This window comes from Rhodococcus sp. P4_B6 (assembly GCF_056402215.1).
In genome coordinates this window covers 25,861-40,834 of the sequence record NZ_JBFUHV010000052.1, presented here as the reverse complement: position 1 = coordinate 40,834, position 14,974 = coordinate 25,861, and the positions used below count along the sequence as shown (strand labels likewise).

Sequence of the window (14,974 nt, the reverse complement as noted above, 5' to 3'; positions counted from 1 at the left end):
AGCTCGGATCTGCGCACGGAAAGAGGACATGATGACCAGACAAATGATTATCGGCATGCATCTGGGCAACGGGTACGGCAACCTGCCTGGTGCCTGGCGCGCCCCGGCGGTCGACCCCACGAGCTATGCGAGTTTCGACGCGAAGGTTCGGCATGCCCAAGCGGCCGAGCGTGGAAAGCTCCAGTTCCTGTTCCTGCCGGACGGTCCCAGTCACGTCGGCGACATTGAGAATGAGCCGCCTAACTTCAATCTCGACGTCATGGTTACGTTGGCAGCTGTTGCCCGCGAAACGAGCCGGATCGGCCTCGTCGCGACCGGCTCGACCACCTTTAACGAGCCGTTCAACCTCGCGCGACAGTTCAAGGCGCTGGATGTCATGAGTCATGGACGGACCGGTTGGAACGCCGTCACATCGAGCGGCGAGGACGTCGCGGCGAATTATGGCGCACGACTGCCGTCCAGCTCCGAACGCTACGGGAGGGCGCATGAGACGGTCCAGCTGGTACAAGCCCTTTGGGGCAGCTGGGGAAAGGCTGCATGGGTGCACGATAAGGCGACGGGCCGCTTCGCGAACGCCGAGCAGATCGCTCCCATCAATATGGGCGGCAATTTCGTCGCCTCGCGCGGGCCGCTGTACATTCCTCCTTCCGAGCAGGGGCAACCCGTCATCTTCCACGCCGGAGGCAGTCCGAACGCCCTCGATCTCGCCGGCCGCTACGCCAGTGGCGTCATCGGCGCGGCTTTCACGATCGACGATGCGCGTGCGCAGCGCGCCGCGTTTCGTGAAGCGGCCGAACGCGCCGGGCGGAACCCGGACGAGCTCAAATTCTTTGCCGGCCTGATGACGACGATCGCGAGCGATAGGCGGGAAGGTCTCGATCGCCGAATCACTTTGAGCGGACGAACATTTCCTCAGCGCGCGTCCTATCTTGGACGGATGCTCGGCCTGCGCCTCGATCCTGCGCGGCTCGACGAGCCACTACCGCCGGAGCAGTTGTCCAAGGCGCGGCCATCACCGGTCGACCCGCGCTCGGTCCATGCACTTAAGATCGCGCGTGAAGGCTGGACGGTCCGCGACGTGCTCGCGCACGGTGTGATCGATTACCACCCCGTCATCGTCGGACCGGCCGCCGACGCCGCTGACCACATGCAGGAATGGTTCGAGGCAGACGCTGTTGACGGCTTCTGGGTGTCGCCGGACATATACGAGGATGGGCTTGACGCCTTCGTTGATGGCGTGGTGCCGATCCTCCAGGAGCGCGGGCTGTTCCACCGGGAATATGACGGCGCTACCCTCCGAGAACACCTCGGCGCACCGGCCCAATATGGAGTCGATCCGCGCGTCACGCGGTGACTTCAATCAAACATCATCTGGGAGGTTATCTACATGAGATAGGCACTATCGGCGCGGGAAATATCGGCGCTAGGTTGGGTCTGTCCAGATAACGGTGTAACTGGTTGATTTGTGGCTACTTTCGCCCGGCGGACAGGCGTCCGTCGAAGGTGATCTCGAAGGCATTCAGTGCCGCCTTCCAGCGGTTGGACCACCGTTGGCGAGCGGTGCCTGTGGGATCGAGGCTCAAGATGGCCAGCCCCACCAGAGCGCGTAGGCGTCTTCACCGCAGCCGACGTCGAGGCCACGTCCCGGCGGTCCAGACCGAACAACACGATGAATGGACCGAAGGACGCCGCGATCTCGGCCTGAACGTGCTGGCCCGCTCCCTCAACGCCAAGCCCACCGACAGCACTAGCGAGCCCACAGAGGAGGTGAGACCGGCCTTGACTGCCTGGACTCACCAACGAGGAGAAGTTGCGCGACGACGTCGTACACCACCCGCTGGGACTTGACCCGGAATTTAGCCGTCCGTGCCGAACTGTCAAGCATTTGAATCAGGTCGAGCTGAATGTGCCCATGCGGAACTATCCGACGGTGTCGGTTGTTGACGCTTGCAGCAGTCGCGAAGTATCGCGGCACTCGGCGAAGGAGCACAAGAACATGCGCATCGGAATCATCGGAGCCGGTCAGATCGGTGGCACTCTTACACGCAGGCTGACTGCGCTCGGTCACGACGTGCGCGTCTCGAACTCTCGGACACCCGACACCCTCGCAGACCTCGAGGCGGAGACCGGCGCAAAGGCGGTACTGAACACCGAAGCCGCCGAGGGTGCAGACCTGGTGATCGTGAGCATCCCGCAGAAGAACGTCGTGGACCTTCCCGCCGGCATCCTCGCAGGCGCGGCAGTTGGTGCTCCGGTGATCGAGACCAACAACTACTATCCGCAGCAGCGAGACGGATTGATCGCCGCCATCGAAGACGGTCAGGTGGAAAGTGAATGGGTGCAAGACCACCTCGGGGTGCCGGTGTTCAAGGCATTCAATGGAATCTGGTGGAAGCACCTTCTCGAGAAGGGCCTACCGGAAGGGTCGAGCGGCCGGATCGCGATCCCAATCGCCGGCGACGACGCACTGCAGAAGCAGGTGGTATTCGATCTGATCAATCAGCTCGGCTTTGACCCTGTCGACGCCGGCACAGTCGAAGATTCCTGGCGCCAGCAGCCGGGAACCCCGTTCTACGGCAAAGAGTTTGATCGGGAAGCTACGTTGAAGGCACTGGCGCAGGCAACGCGTGAGCGCACAGATGAGTGGCGTGCTGCGGCGCAGTGAGCGATCCGTGTCGAGCGGCGGTTGCCGAATAGGACATGCCGCGGGGCCGGTGGGTTAGTCCTGGTCCGACGAGACGGCATCGCTATCGAGACGGCAGGTGCGCGGGCGCCCGATCCGGTGCACGGCCATCCGTTGGGCAGCGTGCGGGCGTACTCAATTCGGTGGCGGTGTTGCGGGCGGTGGACCCGGATCGAGACCTGGTCGACGAGCTCCGGGGTGGCCTGCCTGCACAACACCACATCGCGACCAGAGCTGACTTCATCAATCACATGCCATGGGCACTAACGTTGCGCCGCGTCGGTCAACAATTCGGCGACAAGGTCGAGGTCGTCGGTGGTGATGTCGCGGCCGCCCACTGCGCGGATCCGCTGAAGCGACTGCGGGCGTTTGCGGGTGAACCACAGATCGACATGGATAGCGATGTCCTGCACGGTGGCGGCTTCGACGGAGCGAATCTGGGCCAGCGCCGCCGTCCGGGTGCTGTCGTCGAGCACGAGGTGCACGATGTCGAGCAGGTCGGTGCCCTGCTTGTCCGAAGAGCGATTCATCACCGCTTGGAGTTTCATCGCGATCAGCGGCCCGGGCTCGGCAACCGGCGTGGTGACCGCGGCGCGCTCACCGCTGGCGCGGATCACCTCGATGGTCATGTCGGTTGCGGTGTCGTTGGCCCAGGCGTGCGCCGAGGCATGAAGGCGGTCCCCGGGATCGTCGCTGGGTTGGTCGAGTTCGACCTGCCGGACTTCGAGCACGTCGACCTTGACTGATCCGTACCGGGTGGGCAGCAGGACGGCCGCCGGCTCGACCGGCTCCGCGCCGTCGGCGGCGCGAAGGACCTCGAGTTGGGGGAGGCGGCCGAGAAGTCGGTCGACGAGGTCGAGATCTACGGTGGCGCGGTAGGGGTTCGACAACCGTGACAGCACCGCGAGGCCACCGACGATGACGGGCGCCTGGCCGATGAGTGCCCGAACCTCGACGACACCTTGGACGACGGCGGCCATCGCATCGCCGACAAACATGACATGGTGGCTACCAGACACGGGTCCACCGATCACCGGGTGTCCAGGCATCGAGGATTTCCCGGCCTCGCCCGAGGTCTTGAGCGAGATCGAGCGCGACGAACACCGGATGCGTGAGCGGCCATTCGGGCAGGTTGGTGTCCAGGGTGATCCGGGGCTGGACGACCGCGGGAACCGGGGCGACCCGCACGGTGGCGTGCGCCTGCCGGGCGGACTGCGCGGTGCCGAGCAGAGTGCTCGCGCGCCGGAGGATCGATGGGTCGGGAACGAAGAAGTCGACGATTTGACCTGCGCGGAAGGCGAGGGGTGCGCCGTACGCGGCGGCGGCAGCGGAGTCGGTCAGTGCCCACCCGGGCCCGTCGAGCGCGTCGAGACCGAGCCGGAGCGTTCGATGCAGGCTGGCATCGCCCGGTGTCGGGGGCTGCGCCAGATGAACACGCGGGCTCGTCCACCGGTCCGCGACCTGCCAGAACAAGTCGGTGCCGATCAGGGCATTGCTCTCGTCGAGGAGGCCGTCTCGTCGCAGGGCGGCGAGAATCTCCGAGACCGTGCTGGGGGAGCGACCGAGTTCGCGCGCCAACCCGCGCACCGTGCCGGCTCGTTCGGGATGCAGCAGCATGGCGGTGGCGACCTCGAGGCCGACCTTGCCGGCGAGCGCCTCGGACCGTGCGGTGCGTTCCTTGACCGGCTGCACGTCGGCGTCGATCACCAGGCGATCGGTGCGCAAAGCGAGTCGGCCACGCAGGTCGAGGTAACCGCCGTGGTGGCGGATGAGCACGGTGCGCGCATCCTCGGTCACCCGGTCGGCCACGACGAGCAACGGTGTCGACGCGCCCGAGGTAGTCGAGGGCGCAATGTCGGTGAGCAGCCGCTCGGCAACGTCGACGGTGACCAACGTGCGGAACTCCAGGTGAATCGGCACCGCTACGCCGTCCGGGTCCACGACAAGGTCGGCGTAGCTCCCGGATGCGGTCACGGGCAGGCGGGCCTCAATGTCCAACTGCGCGAAGGCATCGACCACGAAGGCCTCGATGCCCGCACCCGCGCGCCTCTGTGGGATCCGCCGTCCGTTCACCGTTCCGATCCTTGCAGGTGTTCGGTGTTCGGTCAATACCGAACACCGAACGCTGAAGCCCACGGAATTGGTATCGGGCGTGCAGGGGGCGGCCACGCCTGGTGCCCCGGCCCCGGCCCCGGCCGCGGTGTCGGTGGCAGGCGGTGCGGAGTTGTGTGCGCAGCGCCTGGGAATCCGCAAGAGGTTGTCAGCGTAGAGGAAATCGATGAAACCGAGCTCGTAGAGCCGCGAGTGACGAGAGTCCAGTAAGGAGAGAGCCGTTCACGACAATGGCGAGCGGAGGGAGTGGGGGACGAGGTTGCACTGCTTCTGTCGCGCCACTGAGTGTGGGTTGCTGTACCCGGGTGGCCGCCGGCGGCCCCATGACAGTCAACTGCTTCGGCGGCGTTCCGATTACGGAGGTGTTGGTGCAGGTCGGGTCGCGTACCGGACCTGTCGGTGCTTATGCTCGATCCCGGCAGCTCGCGAAATGGGGAGGTGGGGCAACATGGTCCGAAACAGCGGCAATCGGCCGGTCGATGGCCCGGAGTTTACGGTCGGTGTCCGGGTGCTGGTCCGCAGGAGCGCCGGGGCCGATCTCACCGGTGAGGTGGTCGAGGATTATGCGGCGGTGACCGACCCGGGCGGTGGTGGGCACGAGTGGGCGCCGGTGCATCGGTGGGCGGTCGCGCTCGACGACGGTCAGCTGATCTTTGCAGACACCGAAGACCTGACCATCGATCCGGGCTTCCACCGCTCCGCCCCGAACCCGAACCCGGACCCGGATTCGGCTGTGCGGACACCCGGCAGACACCGGGGAGAATGATCGACGGCAGCCGCTCCGTGGCCGGTTCTGGGGCGGCGTCGAACATCGTGCACACGAATTGTGCTACCAGTGAGTCGATTACATGAATTGCGTGGATGAGGTCCTGAAGGGAGTACGTCGATCTCACCGCACGATCTGTCGGGTATGCCTGAGCCGCGCCTGACGGCTCTTGCACTATGGGTGTTGTTCGGAACTGACAATTCAGGCTTACCGTGTCCGGTATGAGAGGTGATGAGGCTCGCGTGGCCCGGGACTTCGCGGGGTGGTTGTCGTCTCAGGGATGGATGGTCCGCACCGATACGGAGTTCGTCGACATCGTTGGCGAGAAGGACGGCCACCTACTCTACGCCGAGGTCAAGGGCGCGACCGCCGCGCCGGATTTGGATGTCGATACCGCCATCGGGCAGCTCGTGCGGCGGATGCCGAGCGAACCGGATCAGTCGGTGGCGTTCGCCCTGGTCGTGCGTGACGAGCCGCGATCGGTGGAAGCGGCGGTGCGGGCACCGCAACGGATTCTCGACCTGTTGGGAATGGCGTTGTATGCCGTCGATGAGGACGGTGGCGTGCGGCAGCTCTTCGGCCGCGCATGAGCACTGCCCCGCCGCGAGCGGGACGGGGCAGCAGTGTGGAGATACCATCGCTACGCCCGCAGAGCGGGGGCGTGCGGTGATGGGGCGGTAGCTCAGTCGGTGAGAGCCGTGGACTCATAATCGGTTGGTCGCGGGTTCGAGCCCCGCCCGCCCCACCGCGTGTCGCCTCCGGGCCGCAGGGAGGTCCGTGGAAGGGGCGAATCAGACCGTGGCCTCGGCGATCGAGGGTGTGCGATGCGGACCAATCTCAGGGCGGCCGAGCTTCTCGGGGTCCGGCGTGTTCAGGCGCAGTCGCGGCAGAGTTGTTGCGCCGTGTCGGCGAGGCGGCTGCGGTGGTGGACCAGGAAGCAACTGGTGCAGGTGAATTCGTCGTCTTGTTTGGGGATGACGCGGACGGTGAGTTCTTCACCGGACAGGTCGGCGCCGGGCAGTTCGAAGGATTCGGCGGTGTCGGTGTCTTCGACGTCGACGACGGGGGACTGGGTGTCTTTCCGGCTGGCGGTCAGCTGTTCGAGGGAGGTGTCCGGCTCGTCGGATTCGGTGACTCGTGGTGCGTCGTAGTCGGTGGCCATGGCTGTTCTACCTTCACGCTCTGGGTGTTCGGATCCGCCAGGTTAGAGGGTCCGTTGACACGGCACACTCGCGGGGTCGGGCCGGGCGGCGGGTGCGCCGGGTGTGGCGGGCGCGCTCGGTCTCGGACATGCCACCCCAGATGCCATAAGACTCGGTGGCGGTGAGGGCGTAAGCGCGGCAGTCAGCGAGCACGGGACAGTCTTGGCAGATCTGTTTGGCGGCGCGCTCACGCCGGGCACGGACGTTGCCGCGTTCACCCTCGGGGGAGAAGAACATGTCGGTGTCGGTGCCGCGGCATAAGGCGCGGTGCTGCCAGTCCCGGTCGAGGGGGTGGTGGTGGAATTGATCAGGCACAGCGGGAGGGGTCGCTTTCGAAAGGGGAGCGGTGAGCCGATCCGTCGGTCAGGGGCGGGCGCGCGGGTGTGGCGGGCCTGGGCTTGTGGCCGGGGATGTGTGCCAGGCACATCGATGTCGGGGCGCTGTGGGTGGGCAGGACCTTATTGGTAACCGGGTTGGACTGTAGTGTGTCAGCGCATGGCTTTCCGAAAAGGTTGTGCGACATAACGTTTCGACACATCGCGGTGTACTTCCGATGCCCGGGAGGTGGCAGTCGGGTGGCGGCAGTGACAGGCCGGAGTCCGGGATTGCGATCGGGTCGACGCCGCGGCCGCAGGGCGTGTCGGTGCGGTGATGCCTGGGCTCGACATCGGTGGGACCGGGACGAACCCGGATGATGCACACTCGGTCACCTCTCACGAGGTGGTGAACGGTGTGCAATTTGATGGTAGCGACACGGCGAATGATACCGAAGGGTATCGCTCGAAAGTAACTGGCGTCACATCCACTGTCTCGTTCGCCGGCGTCGCCGACCGTGAGGCGCCGGATCCACCTCTTCCGCAGGATTCAGATGTTCCCCGAGCGGCGTGGTGTGCACGTCGGCTGTTCTCCAGCGGTGCCTGTCCGGGTCGGCAACGGGACGTCGTACCCCGCCGCTCCGACAGCCGTTCCGCTCGCGGGAGTCGCCGGTGGCTGGTACGTGGAGCGCGCGCACCTGGACACATGGTCTTACGATACTTACACTTGTCTATATCGTAAGAAGCGTAGTACTCGGGTGGAGCGGTCATCATGAGCAAAGAAGACGGCAACGCAGGTCGCACGCGGTATCGGGTCGTGAATCGCGGCGCGGGCCGGTTCGGGTTTACTGCCGCGAGCCGGTGGCCCGGCCGCACCGGTGGCGCTGCTGCTGGTCGTTCCCTGCACGGCTCGTCCCCGGCGGTACGTGGTAGTCGCGTCGCGGTGGAGCCGCGGATCGCGGGTGGCCGGTTGGGCGGGACGCAGGTTCGGGAGCGCCCGAGGAGTGCGCAGGAGTGGCAGCGGGAGATTACCCGTGTGGTGTCCTCGTTCGAGGGTGCGTCGCGGCGCCCGGCCGGCGGCATCGAGATCGACTTCGAGCTCCGGTTCGATCTCCGGGCGACGGGGCTGGCGCTGGATTGGCTCACCGACGCGTTCCGCACCGCGTTGGACGCCGCCGATCTCGCCGACACCGGCGGTGTGGTGATGCGGGCGTTGTTCGACACCGCCGATACCGACGTGGTCACCATCCAACTGCAGCGGCTGCCCCGTGCCACCCGCGCTGCCCGCACCGAGGGCGGCGCGGGTGACCGGGCGCCGCGCACCGAACGGGGTCTCGCCGATCCGGCCCCGACCGTCACAGTAGGAACCGATCCGCATGGACAGGTCGAATTGGAGACCGCGACCGGCAACCTCACCTATGCGTCCCCGCTGTCACTGTCGGGCGACACGATCTCCTCGACCGAGGTCTCGGAGATCCTCTCCCCGTCCGGGAATGTGAATCGGGCCCTGGCCAACGCCAAACGGAAGACACATCAACTCCTCGGGCTGAAGGTCGGCAACCAGTACCGGTATCCGCTGTTCCAGTTCGACCGCGAGCGCAAACAAATCCGCCCGGTCGCCGAGCACGCGAACCGGCTGATGGAATGCGACCTCGACCCGTGGGGGACCCTGGACTGGTGGTTCACCGAGAACCCACTGATCGGGGACCAGCGGCCGGTGGACCGCCTTGCCGTGCACATGCTGACGGAGGCCGAGGTGGAGCTGATAGTGGCCGCCGAGCAGATGGGCATGGACTGACACCGGTGAGTGAGCGCTACAACGGCCGGCCCCCGCAGGCCCGGGTGATCCCCGCGGGTACCACACTGCACCGGATCTCCGGTACCGGATCCCCCGTACCCACCGAACTCGTTCAACGCCAAAGGTATCCGTACGCTCGGTGACCCGCTGCAGGGGCGGTTCGAGCCGATCGACGACTCCCACGGCGGCTACCTCTACGTCGCCCTGTCTCTCGCCGGCGCCGTCGCGGAAGGCATCCTGCGCGATATCCCCATCCCCGGTCGGGGGTCCTCGACGAGGTCCACCACCTGAAATACGTGGGGGCGGGCAGCGCCCGACTTCCGTAGCCACGTCCTTGAGAACGGTCACGGACGGTTGGATGCGCATCCCGCGCCATGACGCAGTGTCGTAACTGGTGTTGGGATCGGCGGACTATTGCGAGAATGGGGTCGCCGGTGTGGCCCTCTCGCTTTCCTCCCGGCCGTGGTTGCGGGCTCGACACTTTCCCGCCGCTGTTCGTTCTCGAGCAGCGTTTCGTGTCACGGCAGTCTCGTGGACTTCGGTGCATGCGCGAAGGTCCCGCTGGACTGACCGCTGGCCGTGGTAATTGGATGCTATGCAAGAATATTCGCATTCGTCATTCTCGCGGCGGAAGAAGTTCCTGGCCTGCTTGGCCGCCGTGGTCCTGCAGGAGTCGGCACCGTCGACATGGTGCTCTGTATGTTTCTGCTGGACGACAAGGGTGATGGCACGGGTCCTCGGGAATCAGGGCGGCCCGCGTGTGACTACTTGCCGTTTCGATCTGCTGGCGGTGAGAGGGCCGAAATGCCGCTACTGTGTGCGATCGACGATTGCCCGGCGAATAGGGAGAAGAATATGGCGGTATCACCGAGGGGTTCTGCAGGTTCGGCGCAAAAGACGACGAAAGAGATTCGTGAGTGGGCGATCGGGGAGGGATTGGAGGTGTCTTCCCGCGGCCGGATTTCGGCCGAGATCGAGCAAGCATTCGATGCCGCTCGAGCGAAGAAGGCTCAGGTCAAACCGGCGCCGGCAAAGAAGACGGCTGCGAAGAAGATCGTTGCGGAGACGGCGGTTGCGAAGAAGCGGCCCGTGAAGAAGGTAGTCGGAGGAAAGGCTCCAGCGAAGAGTGCGTCGGCGCGCAAGGCTCCAGCGCAGAAAACGACCAAGGAGATTCGTGAGTGGGCGATCGGGGAGGGTTTGGAAGTGTCCTCCCGCGGCCGGATCCCGGCCGAGATCGAGCAAGCCTTCGATGCCGCTCCGACGCAGAAGGCTCAGGTCACACCGGCGCCGGTAAAGAAGACGGCAGCGAAGAAGACAGCTGCCAAGAAGACCGCTGCGGCGGCTCCGGTCAAGACGGAAGCGGCGAGCAAGGCTCCGGCGGAGAAAACGATAGGCGCGACGAAGACGGCTGCCGAGAAGCCGACCGGGACGAAGGCGGCCGTGACGAAGCCGGCCACGGCCAAGATCCTGGTGAAAAAGGCAGTGGATAGTAAAGCCCCGGCGAAGACGACGAACAAGGAGATTCGTGCCTGGGCGATCGCAGACGGCCGCGAGGTATCCTCCCGCGGAAGGATTCCGGCCGAGATCGAGCAAGCCTTCCACGACGCTCAGACGAAGAAGGCGGAGGCTAAACCGGCGCCGGCAAAGAAGACGGCAGCAAAGACGACAGCTGCCAAGAAGACGGCTGCGGCGGCGGCTCCGGTCAAGAGGGTAGCCGCGAGCAAGGCTCCGGCGGAGAAGAAGGTAGTCGCGACGAAGACGGCCTCGACGAAGAAGGCGGGGAAGAAGAAGACAGTCGCGGCGAAGGCAACAGCGGAGAAGAAGGCCGTGAAGAAGGCGGTCGCGGCGAAGGTACCGGTGAAGAGGGAACAGGTGAGAAAGGCTCCCGCGAAGAAGTCTTCGAGGGAGATTCGTGAGTGGGCGATCGGGGCGGGCCATGTGGTGTCCTCCCGCGGCCGGATTTCGGTCGAGATCGAGCGAGCCTTCCACGATGCTCAGGCCGAAATTTCGGTCGCGTGAGGTGCAGCATTGCCCCCGATTCTCTCTGCGACCATCCAGCCGCGAAGACCATAAGCCTGTGGGGATATCGGCAGTGGGCGGGTGTCCGCACCAGCGGTGCCCGGGGGGGCGAGGTAACTCGGCACACCTGACTCGACGATTCCCGCGGAGTGGATCGCGATAGTCGGCATTTGCGTTGGGGAACGCCCGGCGGCCGCGGTTGCCGGTCTCTGAGCACCTTCCGGTGACACGATGGGTGGGTGGGGAGACAGAGCGGGATCTTCGGGGTTGCGGGTGTGGTCGTCGGGCTGGTCTTGGTGGTGGTGTTCGCCGCGGCCGAACATGGTGGCGACGTCGTTCCAGCCGGCGTGGACCGATCCATCGATCGTGGTGGCGATCGTGCTCGGCGGTGCCGCGGTGGCCGGGGCCGGTTGCGGGGTGGTGCTGTGGCTGTCCGGGTGGCGGGTGGTGCGGGACGCGGCGAGCGCGGACGAACGCCGCCGTCGGCGCACCTTCCTGCTGGGCCGGACCGTCGCCGCGGCCCTTGCTGGTGTCACCGTGGGGTTTGTCGCCGATGCTGGTGTCGCTGTATGTCGTGTTCACGGCCACGGTGGGCATCGCGGTGGAATGGGCTGTGGTGCTAGTGCTCTACGCCGGCAGCGCGGTGCTGGCCTACGGGAGCGCACTGCCTGCTGTGTGGTGGGTGTTGGCCGCGGCGGGCGATGATCGGCCCGCCGGAACCGTGCGGATGCTGGCGGTGTTGCTTCCGGTCAGTGCACTGGCGGCGACGGCCGCGGGTGTAGGAACCGCTGGGCTGTTCGGGTATTCCACCGTCCCTGCGACGTTCGTGTGCGTTATCGCGGTGGTGGCCGCCGTGCTGACGGCCACCGTGGCGCTGGCTCGGGTGCTGACCCGGGTCCCGGCCCCGGCCGCGGTGCGGGCCCGGGAGGTGGGGGAGTGGGCGGCCGCGAGCGGCTACGAAATTTCCGCACGCGGCCGAATCCCCGCCGACGTCCAGGACGCGTTCGACGCAGCGCACTGACCTCATTTCCACACGTCGCGGCCAGTCCCGGCTTATGGCGCAGGCCGCTGTGCGGGCGGACCTACCGTTGGGAGATCTCCTGTCGTTGCCCATAGGAACCGAAGCGGTCGACGACGTTGTCGATCTCCTCCATATCGAGTAGGGCCGGGACGCCTACCGCGCTGGCTCGCATCCAGACGTCGCAGAGCCATTCGAGTTGCCGTGCGCGGTCGTAGGCCTTCCCGAGGTTGTCTCCGATGCAGAGGGTTCCGTGGTGTTTGAGAATGCATCCCGTTCGGTCGGCCATGGCGGGGCTGACATTTTCGACCAGCGCGTCCGTCCCGAATGTGGCATACGGTGCGACCGCGACCGATCCACCGAACATGGCGATTTGGTAGTGGACGAATGGGACGTCGTCACGCAACAACGACAGCGCGGTCGCGGCGGTGGAGTGGGTGTGGACTACTGCGGTGGCGCCGTGCCTGGTATGGCATGCGAGGTGGAACGGCAGTTCGGTCGTGGGTTTCAGTGAACCGTCGACGATCGAGCCGTCCATTCCGACCACGACCACGTCTTCTGCGGTCATCTCGTCGTAGTCGGTGCCGCTCGGTGTCACGGCGATGAGGTCGCCGCGGCGCAGCGAAATGTTGCCGGAGGTGCCGACGACCAGGCGATCGCGCACCATCTTCTGGGCGAACTCGACGACGGCGAGTCATTCGTCGTCGCCGATAGTTTGGGATGCTTGCGGTGGTATTCGATGAACCATCCCGCAAGTCCGTCCCAGGTCCTGTAATCGCCTGCCGGCGAGAGTCCAGCCAAGCTCGTCGAGGGGCCAATGTGCCTTTGCGGAGTTGCGCAACATCGAGGTGCTGATCCAGCTCGACTCATCGTCGGCGCCGCCGCAGGCGGCCGGGACGAGATGATCGATTGACGGGAACAACTCCCTGTACGCGAAGTGGCTCCTGCGAGACCGCTCAGTTCGGATATGCGGGAAACTCCTCGGGCACGATCAGAAGTAGCGTCCGAAACGTTCCCGGGTGCCGAGGAACCCGTCCTGATAGAAAATCCGCAAGCTTTGCCGTTCGGTGTACCACCGCCCCGTCTTCGCGACGGGCGTGAAAGGATACGGCGCAGGATCTGTCGACCGATCGAGGTCGTCCGCTCGGATCGCGGCGGAGACTTATGACGGCGCCACCGCTGGTAGTCCGTTTCGGATGCGCCTCCGCCGGGATGCACCGAACCCGAACCGTTTGCTGAACCTTGGTGCATGATTCGCGGACGATCAAGTCAATGTGTCACCGGGCTCAAGATATCGAATGGGTTCTGCGTCGACGACCCGATCTGTCCGAGGTGAGGTCAGGTGGTCACTGCGGCGAGGAGTTTGTCGGTGATCGCTGTGGGCGTTACTGCTACGGCGAGTTTTTGGACGCGGCTTGCGGTGTCGAGGATGTAGCGCCGTTTGGGGCGCGGCGAGGTCAGGGCGTGGTGGACGGCTGTGGTGACGCGTTTCGGCGGAGCTGCGATCTTTTGCATTCGTCCCAGGAGCTTGCGGCTGCCGGCGAGGTGCGCTGCGTAGAGTTCTCTGTTCTCCTGGCTCAGCTGTGCGGTCATGGCGTCGTAGTCGTCGAGCATTCCCTCCCACATGTCGGTTCGGATGGGTCCGGGTTCGATCAGTGAGACGGGGATCTTCCATGGACGCAGTTCGATTCTCAGTGCGTCACCGAGGGATTCGATCGCGTATTTCGATGCGCTGTACGCGCCGGTGCCGGGGGTGGTGATCAGGCCGCTGACCGAGGACATGAACACGATGCGGCCGTGTGCTGCTCGGATCGCCGGCAGGACGGCTTGGGAGACGGCGATCTGTGATACGACGTTGACGTCGAGTTGACGCGAGAGGTCCTCGATCGGCAGGCCTTCGACCGGTCCGCTGACGATGATGCCTGCATTGTTGACCACGGCGTCCAGCCGTGCTGGAAGGTGTCGTGGTAGTGCCGCGATCGCCGTTCGATCGGTGATGTCGAGCGGGACCGCGTGGACGTGATGCAGCTGGTCGAGGCGGGCGAGTGCCGACTCCGACCGGGCGGTTGCGTAGACGGTCCACCCGGCTTCGCTCATGCGGTGGGTGACGGCCAGACCGATGCCTCGGCCGGCTCCTGTGACGAGTACTGAGGGCATGCGTTTTTCTCCGATCCAAAAGGGCGTGTGTACCGAGAGGTGTTCAGAGACCGAGGAACTCGACGGCGACGGGAGCGAACTCGTCGTGGTATTGGAAGACTCCGCCGTGGCCGGAGTCGGGGTAGATGATCAGTTCGGAGCCGGGGATGCGGCGTCGAAGATCGTCGGACAGTGGGGTGGGGACCATGCGGTCGTGGTCGCCGTTGGCGATGAGGGTGTCGGCGGTGATGCGGGACAGGTCCGACGGGGCGGAGCGCCCGTACCTTTCGATGGCAGCGAGTTGTGTTCGCAGAACAGATATTCCGACGGCTGTGTCGCGGTCGGTGCTGCGTTCGTGGAGTCGCCCGATGAATGCCTTGGCGGCGGTCTTGCCGGCTGGGTTGCGGTTGAAGAACAGGAATTCCTTGGGGTCGGCCCGCACGAGCGTTGCGCGCAGAATGTCGACGTAGGTCGTTCGGGAGACCTTGTCGATGTCCTTGCCTCCGCGTGGTCCTGTTCCGGTGAGGATGAGCTTGCGGACCAGGTGCGGGTGCTCGAGGATCAGATCTTGGGCGATGAAACCGCCCATCGAGAAGGTGAACAGGTCGACTGTGTCGAAGCCGAGCGCGGTGATGAAGGTGTAGGCGTCGGTGGCCATCGCCTCGATCGTGTCCGGCGCCTTCCCTGTGGACGCGCCGACACCGACGTTGTCGAAGGTGACGACGTGACGGTTCCGTGCGATCGCGTCGACGATTCGGGGGTCCCAGTTGTCGAGGTTGGCGGACAGGTGGACAAAAAAGACGACGGGGATGCCGCCTTGCGGTCCCAATTCGCGGTAAGCGTAGGTGTTCCCGCCTGCGGTGATGGTCTTTGTCGGGGCTGATGCGTAGGCGGCGGTTTGGTTGTTCGCGGTACTCATTGGGTGG

13 protein-coding genes, 1 tRNA gene and 2 pseudogenes are annotated in these 14,974 nt (G+C 65.4%); 9 read left to right on the top strand and 7 right to left on the bottom strand.

Translation table 11 applies throughout. From position 1 onward, the window contains the following. The first annotated feature begins 28 nt into the window (after positions 1-28). From AC1DWT_RS23895 to AC1DWT_RS23885, 3 genes and pseudogenes are all read left to right on the top strand, one after another. Positions 29-1,354, top strand: coding sequence for an NtaA/DmoA family FMN-dependent monooxygenase (locus AC1DWT_RS23895; protein WP_477922476.1), 1,326 nt, complete (start codon positions 29-31; stop codon positions 1,352-1,354). Positions 1,355-1,641: 287 nt separating this feature from the next. Then, a pseudogene (locus AC1DWT_RS23890) lies at positions 1,642-1,848 on the top strand (hypothetical protein); the annotation flags it as partial. 64 nt (positions 1,849-1,912) lie between these two features. Beyond that, the gene (locus tag AC1DWT_RS23885; protein ID WP_477922498.1) at positions 1,913-2,665 is read left to right on the top strand and encodes an NADPH-dependent F420 reductase; all 753 of its coding nucleotides are present in this window, start codon (positions 1,913-1,915) and stop codon (positions 2,663-2,665) included. 281 nt (positions 2,666-2,946) lie between these two features. On the opposite strand, the gene AC1DWT_RS23880 is transcribed toward AC1DWT_RS23885, so the two are convergent. Together AC1DWT_RS23880 and AC1DWT_RS23875 are read right to left on the bottom strand one after the other, a co-directional pair. Beyond that, a complete protein-coding gene (locus AC1DWT_RS23880) occupies positions 2,947-3,681 on the bottom strand; it encodes a nucleotidyl transferase AbiEii/AbiGii toxin family protein (RefSeq protein WP_477922474.1) in 735 nt (244 codons plus the stop codon). A 10-nt stretch (positions 3,682-3,691) separates the two neighbouring features. Beyond that, the gene (locus AC1DWT_RS23875) at positions 3,692-4,756 is read right to left on the bottom strand and encodes a helix-turn-helix domain-containing protein (RefSeq protein WP_061699498.1); all 1,065 of its coding nucleotides are present in this window, start codon (positions 4,754-4,756) and stop codon (positions 3,692-3,694) included. Between the two features lie 487 nt (positions 4,757-5,243). On the opposite strand from AC1DWT_RS23875, the gene AC1DWT_RS23870 reads away from it, so the two are divergent. The 3 genes from AC1DWT_RS23870 to AC1DWT_RS23860 all read left to right on the top strand — a co-directional run bounded on the left by AC1DWT_RS23870 (position 5,244) and on the right by AC1DWT_RS23860 (position 6,306). Further along, the gene (locus AC1DWT_RS23870) at positions 5,244-5,561 is read left to right on the top strand and encodes a hypothetical protein (protein ID WP_477922473.1); all 318 of its coding nucleotides are present in this window, start codon (positions 5,244-5,246) and stop codon (positions 5,559-5,561) included. 242 nt (positions 5,562-5,803) lie between these two features. After that, positions 5,804-6,151 (top strand): hypothetical protein, encoded by a 348-nt coding sequence (locus AC1DWT_RS23865; protein WP_061699496.1) that lies wholly within the window; start codon positions 5,804-5,806, stop codon positions 6,149-6,151. Positions 6,152-6,232: 81 nt separating this feature from the next. Beyond that, positions 6,233-6,306: transfer RNA gene (locus AC1DWT_RS23860), tRNA-Ile, on the top strand. 126 nt (positions 6,307-6,432) lie between these two features. Here the strand turns inward: AC1DWT_RS23860 and AC1DWT_RS23855 are convergent. Beyond that, positions 6,433-6,723 carry a DUF4193 domain-containing protein gene (locus AC1DWT_RS23855; protein WP_477922471.1) on the bottom strand — a complete coding sequence of 97 codons (291 nt, stop codon included), beginning with the start codon at positions 6,721-6,723 and terminating at the stop codon, positions 6,433-6,435. Positions 6,724-6,736: 13 nt separating this feature from the next. Further along, the gene (locus AC1DWT_RS23850) at positions 6,737-7,078 is read right to left on the bottom strand and encodes a WhiB family transcriptional regulator (RefSeq protein WP_477922470.1); all 342 of its coding nucleotides are present in this window, start codon (positions 7,076-7,078) and stop codon (positions 6,737-6,739) included. 771 nt (positions 7,079-7,849) lie between these two features. On the opposite strand from AC1DWT_RS23850, the gene AC1DWT_RS23845 reads away from it, so the two are divergent. From AC1DWT_RS23845 to AC1DWT_RS23835, 3 genes are all read left to right on the top strand, one after another. Then, complete coding sequence (locus AC1DWT_RS23845; RefSeq protein ID WP_477922469.1) at positions 7,850-8,875, top strand: hypothetical protein; 1,026 nt, start codon at positions 7,850-7,852, stop codon at positions 8,873-8,875. An 855-nt stretch (positions 8,876-9,730) separates the two neighbouring features. After that, positions 9,731-10,894 (top strand): Lsr2 family DNA-binding protein, encoded by a 1,164-nt coding sequence (locus tag AC1DWT_RS23840; RefSeq protein ID WP_477922496.1) that lies wholly within the window; start codon positions 9,731-9,733, stop codon positions 10,892-10,894. Between the two features lie 553 nt (positions 10,895-11,447). Next, entirely contained in the window at positions 11,448-11,915 is a 468-nt protein-coding gene (locus tag AC1DWT_RS23835; protein WP_477922468.1) for an Lsr2 family DNA-binding protein, read from the top strand. 61 nt (positions 11,916-11,976) lie between these two features. On the opposite strand, the pseudogene AC1DWT_RS23830 reads toward AC1DWT_RS23835, so the two are convergent. From AC1DWT_RS23830 to AC1DWT_RS23820, 3 genes and pseudogenes are all read right to left on the bottom strand, one after another. Beyond that, a pseudogene (locus tag AC1DWT_RS23830) lies at positions 11,977-12,588 on the bottom strand (class II aldolase/adducin family protein); the annotation flags it as partial. A gap of 662 nt (positions 12,589-13,250) precedes the next feature. Further along, the gene (locus tag AC1DWT_RS23825; RefSeq protein ID WP_477922467.1) at positions 13,251-14,069 is read right to left on the bottom strand and encodes an SDR family oxidoreductase; all 819 of its coding nucleotides are present in this window, start codon (positions 14,067-14,069) and stop codon (positions 13,251-13,253) included. A gap of 43 nt (positions 14,070-14,112) precedes the next feature. Next, positions 14,113-14,967, bottom strand: coding sequence for an alpha/beta fold hydrolase (locus AC1DWT_RS23820; protein ID WP_477922466.1), 855 nt, complete (start codon positions 14,965-14,967; stop codon positions 14,113-14,115). Positions 14,968-14,974 lie beyond the last annotated feature (7 nt).